At 73.2% G+C, this 18237-nt stretch carries 16 protein-coding genes; 6 read left to right on the top strand and 10 right to left on the bottom strand.

Annotation, left to right across the window (positions count from 1 at the left end):
* From TOK_RS03245 to miaB, 6 genes are all read right to left on the bottom strand, one after another.
* On the bottom strand, positions 1-894 hold an 894-nt coding region (locus TOK_RS03245), incomplete at its 3' end, for an AAA family ATPase (RefSeq protein WP_141566249.1).
* A complete protein-coding gene (locus TOK_RS03250; RefSeq protein WP_098956278.1) occupies positions 891-2063 on the bottom strand; it encodes an exonuclease SbcCD subunit D in 1173 nt (390 codons plus the stop codon). The genes TOK_RS03245 and TOK_RS03250, both read right to left, overlap by 4 nt.
* A gap of 169 nt (positions 2064-2232) precedes the next feature.
* Entirely contained in the window at positions 2233-2634 is a 402-nt protein-coding gene (locus TOK_RS03255) for a DUF302 domain-containing protein (protein ID WP_216361834.1), read from the bottom strand.
* 82 nt (positions 2635-2716) lie between these two features.
* Positions 2717-4474, bottom strand: coding sequence for an ATP-binding protein (locus TOK_RS03260; RefSeq protein ID WP_098956280.1), 1758 nt, complete (start codon positions 4472-4474; stop codon positions 2717-2719).
* A 92-nt stretch (positions 4475-4566) separates the two neighbouring features.
* Positions 4567-5022, bottom strand: coding sequence for a hypothetical protein (locus TOK_RS03265; RefSeq protein WP_141566250.1), 456 nt, complete (start codon positions 5020-5022; stop codon positions 4567-4569).
* Positions 5023-5083: 61 nt separating this feature from the next.
* On the bottom strand, positions 5084-6550 hold the full coding sequence (gene miaB / locus TOK_RS03270; protein WP_098956282.1) for a tRNA (N6-isopentenyl adenosine(37)-C2)-methylthiotransferase MiaB: 1467 nt from the start codon (positions 6548-6550) through the stop codon (positions 5084-5086).
* Between the two features lie 93 nt (positions 6551-6643).
* Between miaB and TOK_RS03275 the strand changes: the two genes are divergently transcribed.
* Positions 6644-7615 (top strand): TAXI family TRAP transporter solute-binding subunit, encoded by a 972-nt coding sequence (locus tag TOK_RS03275; protein WP_098956283.1) that lies wholly within the window; start codon positions 6644-6646, stop codon positions 7613-7615.
* A gap of 40 nt (positions 7616-7655) precedes the next feature.
* On the opposite strand, the gene TOK_RS03280 is transcribed toward TOK_RS03275, so the two are convergent.
* Positions 7656-9050, bottom strand: a complete 1395-nt coding sequence (locus tag TOK_RS03280; RefSeq protein WP_098956284.1) for a HAMP domain-containing sensor histidine kinase — start codon at positions 9048-9050, stop codon at positions 7656-7658.
* Between the two features lie 7 nt (positions 9051-9057).
* A complete protein-coding gene (locus TOK_RS03285) occupies positions 9058-9741 on the bottom strand; it encodes a response regulator transcription factor (RefSeq protein ID WP_098956285.1) in 684 nt (227 codons plus the stop codon).
* A gap of 148 nt (positions 9742-9889) precedes the next feature.
* On the opposite strand from TOK_RS03285, the gene TOK_RS03290 reads away from it, so the two are divergent.
* The 4 genes from TOK_RS03290 to TOK_RS03305 all read left to right on the top strand — a co-directional run bounded on the left by TOK_RS03290 (position 9890) and on the right by TOK_RS03305 (position 13188).
* Positions 9890-10618, top strand: coding sequence for an amino acid ABC transporter ATP-binding protein (locus TOK_RS03290; RefSeq protein WP_172457390.1), 729 nt, complete (start codon positions 9890-9892; stop codon positions 10616-10618).
* A 44-nt stretch (positions 10619-10662) separates the two neighbouring features.
* The gene (locus TOK_RS03295) at positions 10663-11529 is read left to right on the top strand and encodes a glutamate ABC transporter substrate-binding protein (RefSeq protein WP_098956287.1); all 867 of its coding nucleotides are present in this window, start codon (positions 10663-10665) and stop codon (positions 11527-11529) included.
* A 91-nt stretch (positions 11530-11620) separates the two neighbouring features.
* Positions 11621-12298 (top strand): amino acid ABC transporter permease, encoded by a 678-nt coding sequence (locus TOK_RS03300; RefSeq protein ID WP_098956288.1) that lies wholly within the window; start codon positions 11621-11623, stop codon positions 12296-12298.
* Positions 12295-13188, top strand: a complete 894-nt coding sequence (locus tag TOK_RS03305) for an amino acid ABC transporter permease (protein WP_098956289.1) — start codon at positions 12295-12297, stop codon at positions 13186-13188. Before TOK_RS03300 ends, TOK_RS03305 begins: the two co-directional genes overlap by 4 nt.
* A gap of 67 nt (positions 13189-13255) precedes the next feature.
* On the opposite strand, the gene TOK_RS03310 is transcribed toward TOK_RS03305, so the two are convergent.
* Entirely contained in the window at positions 13256-13891 is a 636-nt protein-coding gene (locus tag TOK_RS03310) for a LysE family translocator (protein ID WP_253258151.1), read from the bottom strand.
* A 97-nt stretch (positions 13892-13988) separates the two neighbouring features.
* Here TOK_RS03310 and TOK_RS03315 point away from each other — a divergent pair, with 97 nt between their 5' ends.
* Positions 13989-15125 (top strand): DUF5685 family protein, encoded by a 1137-nt coding sequence (locus TOK_RS03315; protein ID WP_098956290.1) that lies wholly within the window; start codon positions 13989-13991, stop codon positions 15123-15125.
* Positions 15126-15196: 71 nt separating this feature from the next.
* Here TOK_RS03315 and TOK_RS03320 read toward each other — a convergent pair whose 3' ends face one another.
* A complete protein-coding gene (locus TOK_RS03320) occupies positions 15197-18232 on the bottom strand; it encodes a bifunctional [glutamine synthetase] adenylyltransferase/[glutamine synthetase]-adenylyl-L-tyrosine phosphorylase (protein ID WP_098956291.1) in 3036 nt (1011 codons plus the stop codon).
* Positions 18233-18237 lie beyond the last annotated feature (5 nt).

Consider the following 18237-nt stretch of genomic DNA (forward strand, 5'->3'; position numbering starts at 1 on the left):
GGCGGCCGCCTCGGCCACCACCCGGGCCGCGGCGGCCGAGGCCTGCGCAGCGGACCGGCGGCGGGCGTCGACGTCGGCGGCGCCCGACGGGACGGTGACCCCGGCGAGGACGGCACGCTCCCGCTCGGTGGTGGCCACCGCCGTCTCGGCCGCGACGACCGCGGCGGCAGCGGCGGCGAGCCGCTCGGTCGCATCGGTGACCCGGTCGGCCAGGGCGGAGAGCGCGTCGACGCGGGCCGTCGCGGCGGCAACGGCGTCGGCGGTGGCGTCGTCGTAGGCTCCGAGCTGCCCGGCGAGGACGTCGGCCCGCTCCCCCGATGCCGCGGCCTCCCGGTTGGCCTCCCGGGCGATCGCCTCGTAGACGTCGAGGCCGAGGAGCCGGACGAGCATCTTCTGCCGGTCGGCCGGTTTGGCGTGCAGGAACTCGGCGAACGCGCCCTGGGGCAGCACGACGCACTGGCAGAACTGGTCGAACGGCAGCCCGAGCAGCCGCTCGACCTCCGGGGTGACCCCCGAGTCGGCGGCCAGGACGCGGCTGTCGCCGTCGAGCTCCCCGGGGTCGGCGAGCAGCTCGAGGCGGGCGCTGCGGACCGTCACCTTGTCCTGCGCGGAGCGGCGCAGCTCCCGGGCCGCGACGTAACGGGCGCCGCCGACGTCGAACACCAGCCGCACCACACCCCGGGCGACGTGCGGGGCCAGGCCGAGCCGGACGGCACGCCGGTCGTCCCAGCGCGGCACCGAACCGTAGAGCGCGAAGCAGAGCGCGTCGACGACCGTCGACTTGCCGGCACCCGTCGGGCCGACCAGCGCGAAGTAGTCGGCGCCCGTGAAGTCGACGACCGCGGGCTCCCGGAACGCCGCGAACCCGTCCATCTCCAGCCGGACCGGCCTCATCCCGCATCCCCCGCGTCGGCGCTGGTCACCTTGTCATGCAGCCGGGCGAACAGCGTGTCGAGCCGCGGGTCGGCGACGGCGCGGTCGCGGCAGTACTCCCCGAACAGCTCCGACGGGTTGCGGTCGGTCCCGCCACCCTCGGGCCGCGACGCGGTGACCTGCGCGGCGAACTCCGGGTCGATCCGTACCTCCAGCGCGTTCGGCAGCAGCGCCGTCACGTCCTCGCGCAGGCCGGCCCTGGCCGGTTCGCGGACGGTGACGCGCAGGTAGTCGTCGCCGACGACGTCGCGCAGCGCGGCCAGCTCGTCGACCGTGCCGGTGACGGTGCGCAGCCCTCTCCCGGACGTGATCGGGATGTCGGTGATCCGCGCCGGCGTCGTCGCCGTGGCCTCCACCAGGCATACGACGCTCGTGTTGGCCTGCTCCCCGAAGTCGACCGCCAGCGGCGAGCCCGAGTAGTGCACCGGCGCGGGCGCGGCCAGCTTCTGCCGTCGGTGCAGGTGGCCCAGTGCGACGTAGTGGGTGTCGGCCGGGAAGATCGCCGCCGGGACGGCGTACTCGAAGATCGACTGCGCCATCCGCTCACCGCCGCCGAACTCGCCGTTGAGCACCGTGAGGTGGGCGGCGACGAGGTTGACCGAGTCGGTGGCGAAACCGTCGGTGAGTGATCCGACGATGCCGCGCAGCTGCTCGTCGTAGTCGGCGTTGTGCTCGGCCGGCAGCTTCGCGACGAGCTCCGCCGCCCGTACCGCGTAACGGTGCGACAGGAACGGCAGCGCCGCGATGCTCGCCTTCTCCCCGCCGCGCGTCACCATCTCGACGACGCCGCCCTGCTCCTTCGTCCGCACCGTCCCGACCATCGTCACGCCCGCCGCGGCCGCGAACTGCCGGTAGGCGTCGAGAGTGGCGCCGTGGTCGTGGTTGCCGCCGATGACGACGACCCTCGCCCCGGTCTCCGCCAGGGCCGTCAACGCCTGCACGACGAGCTGCTGAGCGGCCGCGTTGGGTGCCGCGGTGTCGTAGAGGTCGCCCGCCACGACGACGAGGTCGACCTCGTGCTCGCGGGCCACCCCGACGATCTCGCCCAGCACCGCCCGCTGCTCGTCGAGCCGGCTGTGCCCCTTCAACGTCTTGCCGACGTGCCAGTCGGCGGTGTGCAGGATGCGCATCACCCGGAACGGTATTCGCCACCCCCGACAAGATCACCGCCGGGCGGCGCCGGACGTGCCCGGCCGCCCGGACACCGCCGGAGAGGCCCTGGCCGACCCCGCCGACGTCGACATCGGGCTGCTTCGATCATGGTCCCGGCCGGTCCCGGGTCGAGCCGGCGGGGGCGTGTCAGGAGGCAGTCGCCGCGGCGGCGAACGCCTCGAGGGCTCCGGCCAGCGTCTCGACGGCCGCGCCCAACTGCGCGAGGCCGTGGCGCGTCGCGATCCAGGTGGGATCGTTCCAGCCCAGCCACACCTGACCGTCGGCGTCCTCCCAGGCCAGGGCCTTGAGCGGGAGGTCGATGCCCGATGTCTGACGCTCCTGCATCAGCGGTGTCCCGCCCTGGGGGCGGCCGAACAGCAGCAGCGTCGTCGGGCGCAGGTCGAGTCCCGCGCCCGCGGCCGCCGCCGCGTGGTCGATGCGGGCGAGCACCGCGAGGCCTGCCTTCCCGACCGCGGCGGCGAGCCGGTCGACCGTCTCGGCGACGGGGTGCGGGGACGGCACGGCGGTGAGGCCGTCGATGTCGGTCACGTGGTCTCCAGGGTCGCGTCGACGAGCGAACGGCATTCCCCGTGACCGGGCCGCGGGACGGTGCCGTTCGTGCAGAAGGGGGTCAGAACGGGGGCGGGTCGTCGCCGCCCGGGAGGCCGGCGAAGGGGTCGCGGGGCCTGCCGCCGTTGCTCCCCGACGCCCCGGTGGTGGACGCCGTGACCGGCGAGGCGCACTCCGACTCGCGGGTCGCCCACGCCGGGAACGGGAACTCGACCGCGATCGGCACCGGGATCTCGGGCTGGGAGACGAACATCGTGCCGGGCTTGGCGAGGACGGCGCGGGCTCGCTGGGTCGGTGGCAGGAACCCGTACTCCGGACGCCCGGCCTCCGCGGGGTCGAGCCGTCCGACGATCTTGATCGACGAGTTGGAGACGATGCGCCGCTCGACCTCGCTGGCCGTCTGCTGCGCGCCGACGAGGATGATCCCGAGCGACCGGCCGCGTTCGGCGATGTCGAGCAGGACCTCCTTGATCGGGCTCGACCCCTCACGGGGGGCGTACTTGTTGAGCTCGTCGATCATCGTGAACAGCAGCCCACCGGGCCCGGCCTGCTCCTTGCGCGCGGTCTCGGCGGCGAGCACCACGCCGACGACGAAGCGCTGTGCCCGCTCGGGCAGGTTGTGCAGGTCGATCACGGTGAGCTGGCTGTGCTCCGTGGTCACCCGGCGGGCGTTCGTGTCGGCCAGGTCGCCGCGGACGATGCCGCGCAACGGCTTGAGGCTCGACCGTAACCGGCGCAGGAAGGCGTTGACGGTGCCGACCCCGGTGACGGGGCCGGCCCAGTCGCGGCGGGAGTCCTCGTCGGTGAGCCGGTCGGAGACGAACTCGACGAGGTCGTCGTAGGTGCGCAGGACCTGGCCCTCGATCATGACCGCACCCGAGTCGCCGACGGCGGAGACCTCGCGGCGCAGCCGGGCGGCGACCTGGTGGATGACCATCGTGTACTGGTTGCGCTCGTCCTCGGCGTCGGCGAAGACGTAGGGCAGGAGCTCGCGGGCGCAGAACTCGCCGAGGGTCCACCAGAACGCGGCGATGCCGTGGGTGCGGCCGACGACGTGCGGTCGGCCGGACATGTCGTCGGGCATGGGCGGGGCGAAGAAGCCCACCGAGCCGAAGGGCGCCGCGGTGAGGCCGAGGCGGGCGTAGTCGGCGCGCAGGTCGTCGTCGAGGCGGACGTTGGGCCGGTCGAGGAACAGCAGGTCCTCGCCCTTGACGCTGAACACGAGCGCCTTGGAGTTGAGCGCGCGCCGGCCGAGCGCCCCTCCGGTGAACAGCGAGTACAGCAGGAACAGCGCGAAGCTCGTCTTGGTCGCGACGCCGGAGATGCCGGAGATGGAGACGTGCCCGCCGCGGGTGCCGTCGAGGAACTCGAGGTTGACGTAGACGGGTTCGCCGTCGCGCCCGACACCGGCTGCGACCTGGTGTTCCATGCCGTCGAAGTAGAGCGCGCGGGCACGCTCGTCGCCGGTGGCGCGGCGGACGAGCTCGCCGGGGCGCGGGGGCACGTAGTACTCGGGCTCGACCCGCGTGGTCATGACCTCGGCGATCTCCTGCACCTGCGCGGGCAGGACGCCGTCGGCGATGAGGAAGACGTCGGACCCGAAGGAGGCACCCTCGTGCCGGGCCCGGACCTCGGTGACGACCCCGCTGACGACGACACGGCCGACGCCGGGGACGTCACGTTCGGTGGCGACGACGTCGTCGAGCTGGAGGTACGCGCCGGGAGCCAGCGCGACGGCGAACTCGAGCGGGGTGGAGTCCTCGGTGCCGACGACGCGGCCGACGTTCGGCTGCGCGTCGTCGCCTGACGTCGTGGCCACGGTCCTCCTCGCATGCGGGTCCGCACGACCCTATCGACGGCCCCCGACAGTCCTACGCGCCGCCGCGGACTCCGGCGTCACCGGGCGCACGTTCAGCGACGCAGCGCGATCCGCGCCCACGTCGCGGCGAGCACGACGATGGTGACCAGGGCCAGTACCAGCCCGAACTCGGGACCGAGCCCGCCCTGGGGCACCGAGATCTGACGGGACCAGACGGCCCAGACCCCGGTGATCGTCGAGATGCCGCACCCGGCCGCGCACACCCAGGCGAGCCACCAGTGCCGCAGTGCGAGCGCCAGTCCCGAGGCGGCGACGCCGAAGATCAGCGCGGCGAAGGTGAAGATGCGCGGGAGGATGCCGAAGCCGCCCTCGCCGACGAGCAGGTCCCAGCCGCGCTCGTCGCCGATCCACGGCAGCAGGAAAGCCCCGATCAGCACCAGTACCGCGACGGCGACGACCATCGCCGTGGCGCCCGGGTCGATGCGGCGTTCCACGCGGCGCGCGACGTCGCGCAGCTCGCGGTCGAGCTCGCTGAGCCCGTCGGTCATGCCCTGCTCCTCACGTCCGTTGCCCGCGTGCTCGTCGCCCGCCATCGGAAAGACCCGGCCCTCAGCCTGTGCTGCAGCCCGCGGCCGCCGGCACCGGGGCGGGTGCGCCGAAGCCGGGCAGGCCGAGGCCGGTGGGCGCGCCGCCGGGGCGGGTCCCCGCGTCGAACGCGTCGCCGGCGCGGGTGCGCCGGTGCGAGAGCAGCCCGTCGTCGGCGACGAGGTGGTGCGGGGCGCCGTAGCCGATCCGGACGGTGACGACGTCGCCCGGGCGGACCGGGCTGTCGCCGGGGGCGAAGTGCACGAGCCTGCCGTCGCGGGCGCGGCCGGACAGCCGGCGGGTCTCGGCGTCCTTGCGGCCCTCGCCGGTGGACACCAGCACCTCGACCTCGCGGCCCTCGACGGCCCGGTTCTGCTCCCAGGAGATGCGTTCCTGCAGCTCGACGAGCCGCATGTAGCGCTCCTGGACGACCTTCTTGGGCAGCTGGTCGGGCAGGGTCGCGGCCGGGGTGCCGGGGCGCTGCGAGTACTGGAAGGTGAAGGCCTGGGCGAAGCGGGCGCGCTCGACGACGTCGAGGGTCGCCTGGAAGTCGGCCTCGGTCTCGCCGGGGAAGCCGACGATGATGTCGGTGCTGATGGCGGCGTCGGGGATCGACTCGCGCACCTCGTCGAGGATCGCGAGGAACCGCGAGGACCGGTAGGAGCGGCGCATCTCGCGAAGCACCCGGTCGGAGCCCGACTGCAGCGGCATGTGCAGCTGCGGGCACACGACGGGTGTCTGCGCCATCGCGGCGATGACGTCGGAGGAGAACTCGCGCGGGTGCGGCGAGGTGAAGCGGACGCGCTCCAGGCCCTCGACCTCGCCGCAGGCACGCAACAGCTTCGAGAACGCCTCGCGGTCGCCGAACTCGACACCGTAGGCGTTGACGTTCTGGCCGAGCAGGGTCACCTCGAGCACGCCGTCGGCGGCGAGGGCGGAGACCTCGGCCAGCACGTCGCCGGGGCGGCGGTCGCGTTCCGTGCCGCGCAACGACGGCACGATGCAGAACGTGCAGGTGTTGTTGCAGCCCACCGAGATCGACACCCAGCCTGCGTAGGCCGACTCGCGCCGCGCGGGCAGCGTCGACGGGAAGACCTCGAGCGACTCCCGGATCTCGACCTCGGCGCGCTCGTTGTGCCGCGCCCGCTCCAGCAAGGTGGGCAGGGCGCCGACGTTGTGGGTGCCGAACACGACGTCGACCCAGGGCGCCTTCGCGACGATCGTGTCGCGGTCCTTCTGCGCCAGGCAGCCGCCGACGGCGATCTGCATGCCGGGGTCGGCGGCCTTGCGGGGCGCGAGGTGGCCGAGGTTGCCGTAGAGCTTGTTGTCGGCGTTCTCGCGGACGGCGCAGGTGTTGAAGACGACGATGTCGGCGGTGTCCGCGTCGTCGGCCCGGACGTACCCCGCCGACTCCAGCAGACCCGCCATCCGCTCGGAGTCGTGCACGTTCATCTGGCACCCGTAGGTGCGGATGGTGTAGCTGCGGGTCACGTCCCGAGGGTATGCCGTGGACGGGTGGCCCGGCGCACCGGTGCCGGGACGCGGGGGTCGACCACCGGTGGCGGATCGGGAGAGGATGCGCCGATGCGGCGCAGCCCGGGCACCCTCGACCGGCGGGCGTTCCTGCGTGCGGCCGTCGTGGCCGGTGTCGTGGGCGCGGGGTCGGCGTGCACGTCGGCCTACGCCGACGTCCGGCTGACGGTCGCGGCCGGTGCGACGCAAGGGGTCTACTACGCGCTGGGCGGTGCGCTGGCCGACGTGTGGCGCGACCACCTGCGACTCGGCGCCCGGCCCGAGGTGCTGGCCACCGACGGGTCTGGGCAGAACCTGGCGCTGCTCGCCCAGGGGCGGGCCGACGTCGTGTTCAGCCAGATCGACACGGCCGCGGACGCCCTCGCCGCCGCCGCGCCCGGTGATCCTCGCGCACCGCGGGCGCTGGCCCGGATCTACGACGACGCGACGCAGGTCGTCGTCCGCGCCGACTCGGCGTACCGCCGGCTCGCCGACCTGCGTGGCGCCCGGGTGTCGGTCGGTGCCGCGAACTCCGGGGTCACCCCGGTCGCGCAGCGCCTGCTGCGGTTCGCGGGTCTGGACCCCGAGCGTGATCTGCGACCGGCGACGCTGGGCCTCAACGACTCCGTCACCGCGATGCGCGACGGCGCGATCGACGCGTTCTTCTGGTCCGGCGGCGTGCCGACGGCCGGGGTGGCGTCACTGGCGGACACGGTGCCGGTGCGGCTGCTCGACCTGCACGACGTGCTCCCCCGGGTCCGCGCCGCCTACCCCGTCTATTCGACGGGCACCGTCCCCGCCCAGACCTACGGAATCCCCGACCCGGTGACGACGTTGCTGGTGCGCAACGTGCTGGTGGTGCCCGCGGAGCTGGCCGACGACGTCGCCGCGGCCCTGGTCGACGGCCTGTTCGCCGAGCAGCCGCAGCTCGCGGCGGCGAGTGCGGCGGCGCTGACGATCGACGCCCGTGCCGCGATCGGCACGCAACCGGTCCCGCTGCACCCCGGTGCCGAACGCTTCTACCGCTCGACGAAGTCACTCTGACCGACCCGTTCCCCGCTCGAACGGGGGCGGTGGGGCCGGGTCAGGACGGGGGCTCCGGTTCCGGGGTGGGCAGTCGTGCGACGACACGCAGGCCTCCCCCGGCCGGCGCCTCCAGCCGCAACGATCCGCCCGCCAGCTCCGCGGTCCGCGCGGCGATGGCCAGCCCCAGCCCGGAGCCCTCGACGTTGCTCTGGTGCGGGGCCCGCCAGAAACGGTCGGTGGCGCGGTCGAGGTCGTCGGCGGCGATGCCCGGGCCGGTGTCGCGCACCCCGATCTCCACGGACCCGTCGATCCCCAGGACGACCACATCGATCCGCCCGCCCGCCGGGGTGAACTTCACGGCGTTGTCCAGCAGGGCGTCGAGCACCGTCTCGATCCCACCGGCCGGCGCGCGGGCGGCGAGCCCCCGGGAGCCGGTGCGGCGCAACGTCAGGCCGGTGTGCTCGGCGAGCGGGCGCCAGGCCTCCAGCCGGTCGTCGACCGCGGCGTCGACGTCGACGGTCTCGCTGACCGACACCCGCTCGGCACGCGCCAGGGCGAGCAGCCCGTCGAGCACGCCGGAGAGCCGCTCGGTCTCCTCCAGCGCCGCGACGTGGTCCTCGGCGGCGGCGCCGTCGACGTGCCCGTCGAGGTTCGACAGCCGTAGCCGCAGCGCGGTGAGCGGGTTGCGCAGCTGGTGGCTCGCGTCGGCGACGAAGGCGCGCTGCGCGGACAGGGCCTGGATGACGGTGTCGGCCATCTCGTCGAACGACGTCGTCAGCCGGCGCAGCTCGGGCGGTCCGGACCCGTCGGCGACCGGGTCGGCGGGCTTGCCCGCGAGCACCGCACCTGCCACGCGGTGGGTGCCCTCGTCGAGGCGGCGCACCGGGCGCAGGATCCAGCGGACGACGGGCAGCGCCACCAGCGTCCCGACGACCAGCGCGAGCAGGAACGCCCCCGCCACGATGCCCCACACCCGCAGCTCCTGCGCCCGCAGCGCCCCCGTCGGCGAGACGGTCACCGCGACCCCGCGGACCTCCCCGTCGACGAGGACCGGCTCGGCCAGCACGACGGGCCGTTCGTCCCAGGGCAGCAGGTACGGGTAGGGCTCGGATCGGCGGTTGGCGAGCGCGAGGCGGACGCGTTCGCGGCCGTCGTCGTCGAGTGTCGCGGCGGTCGGTGACGACGTCGCGAGCAGCCGCTGCGTGCGGTCCAGCACGGCGACCTCGACGCCGTAGACCTCCTGGTAGCGGGTCAGCTCGGCGGCCAGACCGGACGCGTCGGCCTCGGTGATCGGACGCTGGGCGATCGAGGCGAAGAAGATGGTGTCGGTGAGCCGGTCGGTGAAGAGCTCCTGCTGCGCGGACCGGGTGTCGGCCAGCGCGAGCGGCACGCCGAGGCCCGCGGCGAGCAGGCCCATCAGGACCAGCACCGTGACCAGCAGCCGGCTGCGCACCCCCGGACTACTCGGCGGTCGGTGCCGGGACGCCGAGCCGGTAGCCGACGCCGCGGACTGTCTGGACGAGGTCGGCCTGCCCGAGCTTCGTGCGCAGGGTGGCGACGTGCACGTCCAGCGTCCGGTTGGCCCCCGGCCAGCTGCGGCCCCACACCTCGGCGACGATCCGGCTGCGGGTGCACACGGTGCCGCGCGCCGCCGCGAGCAGCGCGAGGACCTGGAACTCCTTGCGGGTCAACGAGACCTCGACCTCGTCGACGGTGACGACGTGCCGGTCGAGGTCGATGCGCACCCCCTCGACGACGACCTCTCCCCCGGCCGGCCCGCCGGCGGCCGGGGTGCCCCGGCGCCGGCAGACGGCGTGCACGCGGGCGACGAGCTCGCCGATGTCGTAGGGCTTGACCAGGTAGTCGTCGGCTCCGGAGTGCAGGCCGAGGATGCGGTCGTCGACCTCGCCGCGGGCCGACACCACGATCACCGGGACGTCGGAGACCTGGCGGATCGCGCGGCACACGTCGACGCCGTCGATGTCGGGGAGCCCCAGGTCGAGCAGTACGACGTCGACCCCGGGCAGGTGGTCGACGGCGCCGCGGCCACGGTCGAGCCGGGTCGTCGTGATGCCGTGGCGGTGCAGCGCGGGGCGCAGCGCGGCCGCGACGCGGTCGTCGTCCTCGACCAGCAGGATGTGCACGCCGCGAGCCTCCCCCGGGATCGGCCCCGAACCGAGAGCGTTATGAGCCTGCAACCCTAAAGGTTGCCCAAGGTGGTGGACTCCGGTGTCCGATTCGCCCTAGCGTCCCGCCATGCCCGGAGGTCCCCTTGTGAGTGAATCCACGCCGATGGTCCGGATGGCGGGCGTCGACAAGCACTTCGGCGAGCTGCACGTCCTGCGTGACATCAACCTGGAGATCCCGTCCGGTCAGGTCGTGGTGGTGCTGGGTCCGTCGGGATCGGGCAAGTCCACGTTGTGCCGCACGATCAACCGGCTCGAGCCGATCGACAGCGGCGTCATCGAGATCGACGGGAAGGTGCTCCCGGCCGAGGGCAAGGAGCTCGCGCGGCTGCGCGCCGACGTCGGCATGGTGTTCCAGAGCTTCAACCTCTTCGCGCACAAGACGATCCTCGAGAACGTGACGCTCGCGCCGCTCAAGGTCCGGCGGACCGCCAGGGCGGAGGCGGAGAAGGACGGCCTCGCCCTGCTGGAGCGGGTCGGGATCGCCAACCAACGCGACAAGTACCCCGCGCAGCTCTCCGGCGGCCAGCAGCAGCGCGCCGCGATCGCCCGGGCGCTCGCGATGAAGCCCAAGGTCATGCTGTTCGACGAGCCCACCTCGGCGCTGGACCCGGAGATGGTCCAAGAGGTCCTCGACGTCATGACGGGGCTGGCCAAGGAGGGCATGACCATGCTCGTGGTCACCCACGAGATGGGCTTCGCCCGCCGCGCCGCGGCCCGGGTGATCTTCATGTCCGACGGCGAGATCGTCGAGGACTCGACGCCCGACACCTTCTTCACAGCGCCCAAGTCGGACCGCGCCAAGGACTTCCTCGGCAAGATCCTCACCCACTGAGCGCCGAGCACGACGAGATTCCGATCGACAGAGAGGTAGTGCCCATGCGCTTCACGAGATCCCTGAAGGCCGGGGCGGGTGTCGCGGTACTCGCTCTCGCACTCGCCGCCTGCGGTGGCGGCGGAGGCAGCACCGGCGCGAGCGAGACCGGGAACCAGTCGCTCGCCGACAAGGCCAAGAGCACCCAGAAGGTCGTCGTCGGCATCAAGTTCGACCAGCCCGGCCTCGGGCTCAAGCAGCCGGACGGCACCTACGCAGGCTTCGACGTCGACGTCGCCAAGTACGTCGCCAAGGAGCTCGGCGTTCCCGAGTCGGGCATCACGTTCAAGGAGGCCCAGTCCGCCGAGCGTGAGAACCTCATCCAGAAGGGCGAGGTCGACTTCATCGTCGCGACGTACTCGATCACCGACGCTCGCAAGCAGAAGGTCAACTTCGGTGGCCCGTACTTCGTGGCCCACCAGGACCTGCTGGTCCGCTCGGACAACACCGACATCACCGGCCCGGATTCCCTGAACGGCAACAAGAAGCTCTGCTCGGTCAAGGGCTCCACCCCGGCGCAGAAGGTCAAGGACACCTACGCCAAGGACGTCCAGCTCCAGGAGTACGGCAAGTACTCCGACTGCGTCACCGCGCTGCTCAACGGCAGCGTTGACGCCGTCACGACCGACGACGTCATCCTCGCGGGCTACGCGGCCGCACAGGCGCCGGGCAAGCTCAAGGTCGTCGGCAAGGGCTTCACCGACGAGAACTACGGCATCGGCCTGAAGAAGGACGACACCGCAGGCACTTCGGCCGTCAACGCCGCGATCAACAAGATGATCGCGGACGGCAGCTGGGCCACGTCTCTGCAGAACAACGTCGGCCCGTCGGGATACAAGATCCCGTCGCCGCCGACCGTTCCGTCGAGCTGACACACACCGCGGGGGCCGGCGAGAGCCGGCCCCCGCGGCATGTCCGGAGCGGATCCGGACGAATCGTCGACGCGCGGCCGAGGCAGGAGCGATGGACCTGTTCAGCAAGTACGACATCTTCGGCGCCTTCTGGGTGACGATCCAACTGACACTGCTGTCGGCGGTCGGGGCGTTGATCTGGGGCACCGTGCTCGTCGCCATGCGCGTCGGCCCCGTCCCGGTGATGCGGTGGTTCGCAACCGCGTACATCAACATCGTGCGGAACACGCCCTTGACGATCATCATCCTGTTCGCGTCCCTGGGGCTGTCGTCGACATTGGGCATCACGCTGGTCGACCCGGACTCGACGACGTCGATCGCCGACAGCTCCTTCCGGCTCGCGGTGCTCGGCTTCATCGCCTACACCGCGACGTTCGTCGCCGAGGCGATCCGGTCGGGCATCAACACCGTCCCGGTCGGTCAGGCCGAGGCCGCGCGTGCCCTCGGGATGGGATTCACCCGTGTCCTCGGCACCATCGTCCTGCCACAGGCGTTCCGCGCCGTCATCGCGCCGCTCGCCAGCGTCCTGATCGCACTGACCAAGAACACCACGGTCGCGGCGATCATCGGGGTCGCCGAAGCGGCACTGCTGATGTCGGAGATGGTCGAGAACGAGTCCGACCGGCTGCTGCTCGTCTTCGTCCTGTTCGCACTCGGTTTCGTCATCCTCACACTACCCACGGGCCTGCTGCTGGGACGGCTCGCCAAGAAGGTGGAGGTGCGCCGGTGAGCGCGGGGTCCGTTCTCTTCGACGCGCCGGGGCCCCGGGCCCGGCTGCGTGCCCATCTCTACACGGCGCTGTTCACGCTCGTCCTGCTCGCGGTCGCCTGGTTCGTGTTCCGCGGCTTCGCCGACAAGAACCAGTGGAACGGCGCCCTGTGGAAGCCCTTCATCGAGGGCGCGACATGGTCTGAGTTCCTGCTGCCGGGCCTTCTCAACACCATCGAGGCGGCGCTGCTGTCGGTGGTCATCGCCATCCCCATCGGCGTACTCCTCGGCATCGGCCGCATGTCGGTGCACCGCTGGGTCAGCGCGCCCTGCGGTGTGATCGTCGAGTTCTTCCGCGCGATCCCCGTCCTGCTCCTGATGGTCTTCGCCGCGGAGCTGTACTTCACCTACACCGACGTCGACTCCGAGACCCGGCCCCTGCTGGCAGTCGTCACCGGGCTTGTTCTCTACAACGGGTCGGTGCTGGCCGAGATCGTCCGGTCGGGCATCAAGTCCCTCCCCCGCGGCCAGGCCGAGGCGGCAGCGGCGCTGGGCATGCGCAGTGGTCAGATCATGCGGTCGGTCCAGCTTCCCCAGGCCGTCAGCCTGATGCTGCCGGCGATCGTCAGCCAGCTCGTCGTGATCCTCAAGGACACCGCCCTCGGCGGCCAGCTGACCGTCGGCTACACGGAGCTGGTCCGGTCCGCCGGTCCGATCACGGCGAACTTCAACAACTCGATCCCGACGCTGATCGTGCTTGCCGCGATCTTCATCGTGCTGAACTACCTGCTGACGCTGGCAGCCGCACTGCTGCAGAGGCGCCTGAGTCGTTCCCGCCGCACTCCTCCCGGGGCCAAGGTCGTCGTCAATCCTGGGGCGACCGCCGGGACCGGCGCAGGCGTGGCGCTCTGACCCGCCCCTGCGGCGGAGCCGATCCGGCGGCCTGCGGCCGTTTCACCCTCGACGGCGCCGGGCTCGTTCAGTCCTTGCGCCCGCTGATCGCGAGCCCGGCGCCCATCAGGATCATCAGGACGCCGCCGGTGCCGCCGAGGCGGCGCATCCGCTCCGGTGAGGTCGCGAGCCAGGTCCGGGCGGCACCGGCGACCAGACCCCAGATGCTGTCGCACACCGCGGCGAGCACGACGAAGGCCATGCCCAGGACCAGCATCTGGGTCGTGGGGCTGCCGGCCGCGGGGTCGGTGAACTGCGGCAGCACGGCGGCGAGCAGGACGATCGCCTTCGGGTTGGTGATGCCGACGAGGGTGCCCTGCCAGAACACGCGGCGCTGCGCGCCCTCGTCGGTGCCGGTGACGGCGGCCATGATGTCGCCGCGGCCGCGCCACGTCTTCACCCCGAGGTAGATCAGGTAGGCAGCGCCGGCCAGCTTCAGCACGGTGTAAGCGACGACGGACCGCTCCGCGATCTCACCCGCCCCGAGCGCCACGGCGACGACGAGCACCGCGACGCCGGCGCCGTTGCCCGCGACGGACAGCAGCGCGGCACGTCGGCCGTGCGCCAGCGCGCGGCCGACGATGAACAGCACGCTCGGTCCGGGGACGACCACGAGGACGAGCGCTCCGAGCATGAACGTGAGGGAGTTCCCGAGGGTCGGCACGGTCGCGACGGTAACCCGTGGCGGGCGTCCGGCGCGACGCGCTTACCGGTCGGCGACGGATCCGCTCGCCGTGATCGTCACTTCGTATGCTGCGCCGATGTTCGGGATCTTGCGGCCCTGCCGGCACAGCCTCCCCGGTGGGCTGAAGGCGGACTGGACCGGTCACCTGTGCGGCCTGTGCCTCGCACTGCGCGACGAGCACGGCCAGCTGGCGCGGACCGTCACCAACTACGACGGGCTGGTCATCTCCGTCCTGGTCGACGCGCAGACCCCGGCGGAGCCGCGGCGGCGCACCGCGGGGCCGTGCCCGTTGCGCGGGTTCCGCACCGCGGGTGTGGCCAACGGCGACGGTGCCCGGCTGGCGGCGGCGGTGTCGCTCGTACTGGCCTCGGCGAAGCTCGCCGACCACGCCGCCGACGGGGACGGCGCGATGGCGCGGCGCCCGGTCGCGAAGGCGGCGACGGCGCTGTCGCGGCGCTGGGCCGGTCAGGCCCGAAGCGGGTCGGTGGCACTGGGGTTCGACGCGGGGGTGCTGCTCGACGCGGTCGCCCGCCAGCCCGCGGCCGAGCTGGGCGCCGGGCGCGGAGCGGCGGGGCTGCTGGCCGCGACGGAGCCGACCGAGACGGCGACGGGTGCGGCTTTCGCGCACACCGCGATCCTCGCCGGTCGCCCCGGGAACGCACTGCCGCTGGGTGAGGCCGGGCGGCTGTTCGGCCGGCTCGCGCACCTGCTCGACGCGGTGTCGGACAAGGCCGAGGACGACGCCGTCGGCGCCTGGAACCCGTTGACCGCCACCGGGACCGACCTGGTGACGGCGCGGCGCCTCGCCGACGATGCGGTACTGGGCGTGCGGCTGGCCCTCGACGAGGTCGAGTGGGCCCGGCCGCGGCTGACGCACCGGCTGCTGGTCCACGAGCTCGACCGGGCGGTGGGACACGCGTTCGCGCACGCGGGCACCGACCCGGACAAAGTGGACCTCACCAAGCACCGGGAGGGCTCCGGCGGCGGGGCCGACGGTCGCTTCGGCAACCGTCGCGGCCTGCTCGCCGGGTGCGCAGCGGCGATCGGGCTGTTCTGCACCTGCCAGGTGTGCTGCGCCGACGAGTTCCCCGGTCCGTGGAGCGGTCAGCCCCGCCAGGGCCTGTGCCAGAACTGCGACTGCTGCGACTGCTGCGACGGGTGCTCGGACTGCGGCGACTGCTGTTCGTGCGACTGCTGCGACTGCAACTGCTGAGCACCGCACCGGGAAGGGACCACGACCCGGGCCTGTGGTGGGTCGCAGGGCTCCGGCCCGGCCCGGCGCGGTCACCAGCCGTAGAAGACCCGTTCGACGACGGCGCGGGCGCGGCGCGTGGTGCGGCGGTAGTCGTCGAGGAACACCCCGGGATCGCCCCCCGGCGGGTAGCCGAGCGCACTGGCGACGGCCGCGAGCTCGCGCCCGGAGCGCGGCAGCTGGTCGCCCGGCTTGCCCTTGACCAGCATCACGGCGTTGCGGGCCCGCGTCGCCGTGGTCCAGCCGGCGGTGAGCTCGGCGGCGTCGTCGGCCGTCAGCAGCCCCGCGGCGGCGGCCTCGCGCAGGCCCCCGAGCGTCGACGTCGTCCGCAGCTCGGGGACGTCACCCGCGTGCTGCAGCTGCAGCAGCTGCACGGTCCACTCGACGTCGGCCAGCCCGCCGAGGCCGAGCTTGGTGTGGGTGCCGCGGTCGGCGCCGCGGGGCAGCCGTTCGGCGTCGACACGGGCCTTGATGCGTCGGACCTCGGTCACCGCTGCGGTGGGCAGGCCGTCGGCCGGGTAGCGGATCGGGTCGATCATCTCGACGAACCGCTCCCCCAGCCCGACGTCACCCGCGATGGGCCGGGCCCGCAGCAGTGCCTGGGCCTCCCACACCTCGGCCCAACGGGCGTAGTACTCGCGGTAGGAGCGCAGCGTGCGCACCAGGGCACCCTGGCGGCCCTCGGGGCGCAGGTCGGCGTCGACGACGAGTGCCGGGTCGGGGCTGGACGAGCCGAGGCTGCGTCGCACCGTCTCGGCGACCTGGGTGGCCCACTTGACCGCGGCGGCGTCATCGGCGCCGTCAGGGCCGTCGAGGGCCTCGCACACGAAGAGGACGTCGGCGTCGCTGCTGTAGCCGAGCTCGGCGCCGCCGAGGCGGCCCATGCCGATGACGGCGATCCGCGCGGGTGCCGGCCCGGCGGCGGTGTGCTGCTTGACGGCGGCGTCGAGCGTCGCGCGCAGCACCGCCGACCACACCGACGACAGCGCCTCGCACACGTCCTCGACCGGGAGCATGCCGAGCAGGTCGGCACACGCCACCCGCAGCATCTCGTGGCGGCGCAGCGACCGCGCCGAGCCGACGGCCTGGTCCAGCGCGCTCTGCCGGCCGACGGTCGCGAGCAGCGAGGCGGCGACGTCGGCGGGGTCGCGGGTGAGCTCGTCGGGGCGCCCGGCGGCCGGGATCGCGAGCAGCCGCAGCACCTCGGGCGCCCGGACCAGCAGGTCCGGCACCAGCAGCGACGTGCCCAGCAGCCGCATCAGCCGTTGCGCGACAGCGCCTTCGTCGCGGAGCAGGCGCAGATACCAGGGTGTGAGCGCGAGCGCCTCGGACACCTTCCGGTAGGACAGCAGGCCGCGGTCGGGGTCGGGGCTGCCGGAGAGGTCCTCCAGCAGCACCGGCAGCAGGGTGTGCTGGATCGCGGCGGCCCGCGACACCCCGCCGGTCAACGCCCGCAGATGGTTGAGCGCGCCCTCCGGGGACGCCCAGCCCAGTGCCTGCAGCCGAGCCTTCGCGGCGTCCGCCGACATCGTGACGGCGTCGGCGGGCAGCCGCGACACCGAGTCGAGCAGCGGCCGGTAGAACAGCTTCTCGTGCAGCCGGCGGACCCGGCGCGCGTTGCGGTGCCACTCGTCGAGCAGGACCCCGACGACGTCGCGGCGCCCGTCGTGGCGCAGCCGGGCCGCGCGGGCCAGCCAGCGCAGCGCCTCGGTGTCGTCCTCGGCGGGGAGCAGGTGGGTGCGGCGCATGCGCTGCAGCTGGAGGCGGTGCTCGAGCAGCCGCAGGAAGCGGTAGGACGCGGCGAGGTTCGCGCCGTCGTCGCGGCCGATGTAGCCCTGGTTCGACAGCGCGTCCAGCGCCTGCAGCGTCGAGGACGAGCGGATCTCGGGGTCCGTCCGGCCGTGCACGAGCTGCAGCAGCTGCACCGCGAACTCGACGTCGCGCAGCCCGCCGCGACCCAGCTTCAGCTCGCGTTCGGCGTGGTCGGGCCGCACGTGCTCCTCGACGCGGCGGCGCATCGCCTGCACGTCGACGACGAAGTCCTCGCGCTCCGCGGCCTTCCACACCATCGGCGAGACGGTGTCGAGGTACGCCTGGCCCAGCTCGGGGTCACCCGCCGCGGGCCGCGCCTTGAGCAGCGCCTGGAACTCCCACGTCTTCGCCCAGCGCTTGTAGTAGGACGCGTGTCCCTCCAGCGTGCGCACGAGGGCACCCTGTTTGCCCTCGGGGCGCAGGTTCGCGTCGATCTCGAAGCAGGCCTCGCCTGCGACGCGCATCAGCCGGCTCGCGATACGGGTCGCGGTCGCGTCGGCGGGCTCGGCGACGAACACGACATCGACGTCGGAGACGTAGTTCAGCTCGTACCCACCGGTCTTGCCCATCGCGATGACGGCGACGCGGGCGTCCGGCTCGGGCTCGTGCTCGGCCACGGCGACGGCCAGCGAGGCCTGCAGCGCGGCGAGCGCGAGGTCGGCGAGCTGGGCGGCGACGACGTCGACCTCCATCACCGGCAGCGACGCGTCGCCGACCGCGGCGAGGTCGGCCGCGGCCAGCCCCAGCAGCTCGTCGCGGTAGGCGGTGCGCAGGGCGGTGACCGCCTCGGGGCCGGTGAGCGTCGCGACCGACCCGCCGGGAGCGCCCGCGGGCGGCGCGTCCGGGTCGGCCCCGACCGCGCGCAGCAGGTTGGCGGTGCGCCGCACCAGGTCCGGCGGCGGGTCGTCACGGTCGGGGGTGTCGGCGAGCAGCATCCACCGGTCGGGATGGGCGACGAGATGGTCCCCCAGCGCCGTCGACGATCCCGCCAGCGCGAACAGCCGCGCCCGCAGGCCGACGTCGGTGTGCAGCTCGGCGTCGACCGTCGACCAGTCCGGGGCGGCGTCCGCGAGACGCTCGACGGTGCGCAGCGCGAGGTGCGGGTCGGGGCTGCGGGCCAGCGCCCACATGATCTCCTCGGCGCCCGCGACCGGACGCTCACCGGACCACCAGCCGAGCTTCTCCAGCGTCGGTTCCGTCCAGGCCTCGACCAGCCCGAGCCGGGCGAGCGAGGTGCCGCCGCTGCGATCTGCCACGATCG

Origin of the sequence: Pseudonocardia sp. N23, assembly GCF_002583555.1 — a bacterium.
In the GTDB taxonomy this organism is placed as follows: Bacteria; Actinomycetota; Actinomycetes; order Mycobacteriales; family Pseudonocardiaceae; genus Pseudonocardia.

Excerpts from the sequence above, each read along its gene's own strand:
- TOK_RS03265 (WP_141566250.1), bottom strand. The coding sequence starts at position 5,022 with ATGACCGACGGGCTCAGCGAGCTCGACCGCGAGCTGCGCGACGTCGCG.
- TOK_RS03315 (WP_098956290.1), top strand. The coding sequence starts at position 13,989 with ATGTTCGGGATCTTGCGGCCCTGCCGGCACAGCCTCCCCGGTGGGCTG.
- TOK_RS03300 (WP_098956288.1), top strand. The coding sequence starts at position 11,621 with ATGGACCTGTTCAGCAAGTACGACATCTTCGGCGCCTTCTGGGTGACG.
- TOK_RS03275 (WP_098956283.1), top strand. The coding sequence starts at position 6,644 with ATGCGGCGCAGCCCGGGCACCCTCGACCGGCGGGCGTTCCTGCGTGCG.
- TOK_RS03295 (WP_098956287.1), top strand. The coding sequence starts at position 10,663 with ATGCGCTTCACGAGATCCCTGAAGGCCGGGGCGGGTGTCGCGGTACTC.
- TOK_RS03290 (WP_172457390.1), top strand. The coding sequence starts at position 9,890 with ATGGTCCGGATGGCGGGCGTCGACAAGCACTTCGGCGAGCTGCACGTC.
- TOK_RS03250 (WP_098956278.1), bottom strand. The coding sequence starts at position 2,063 with ATGCGCATCCTGCACACCGCCGACTGGCACGTCGGCAAGACGTTGAAG.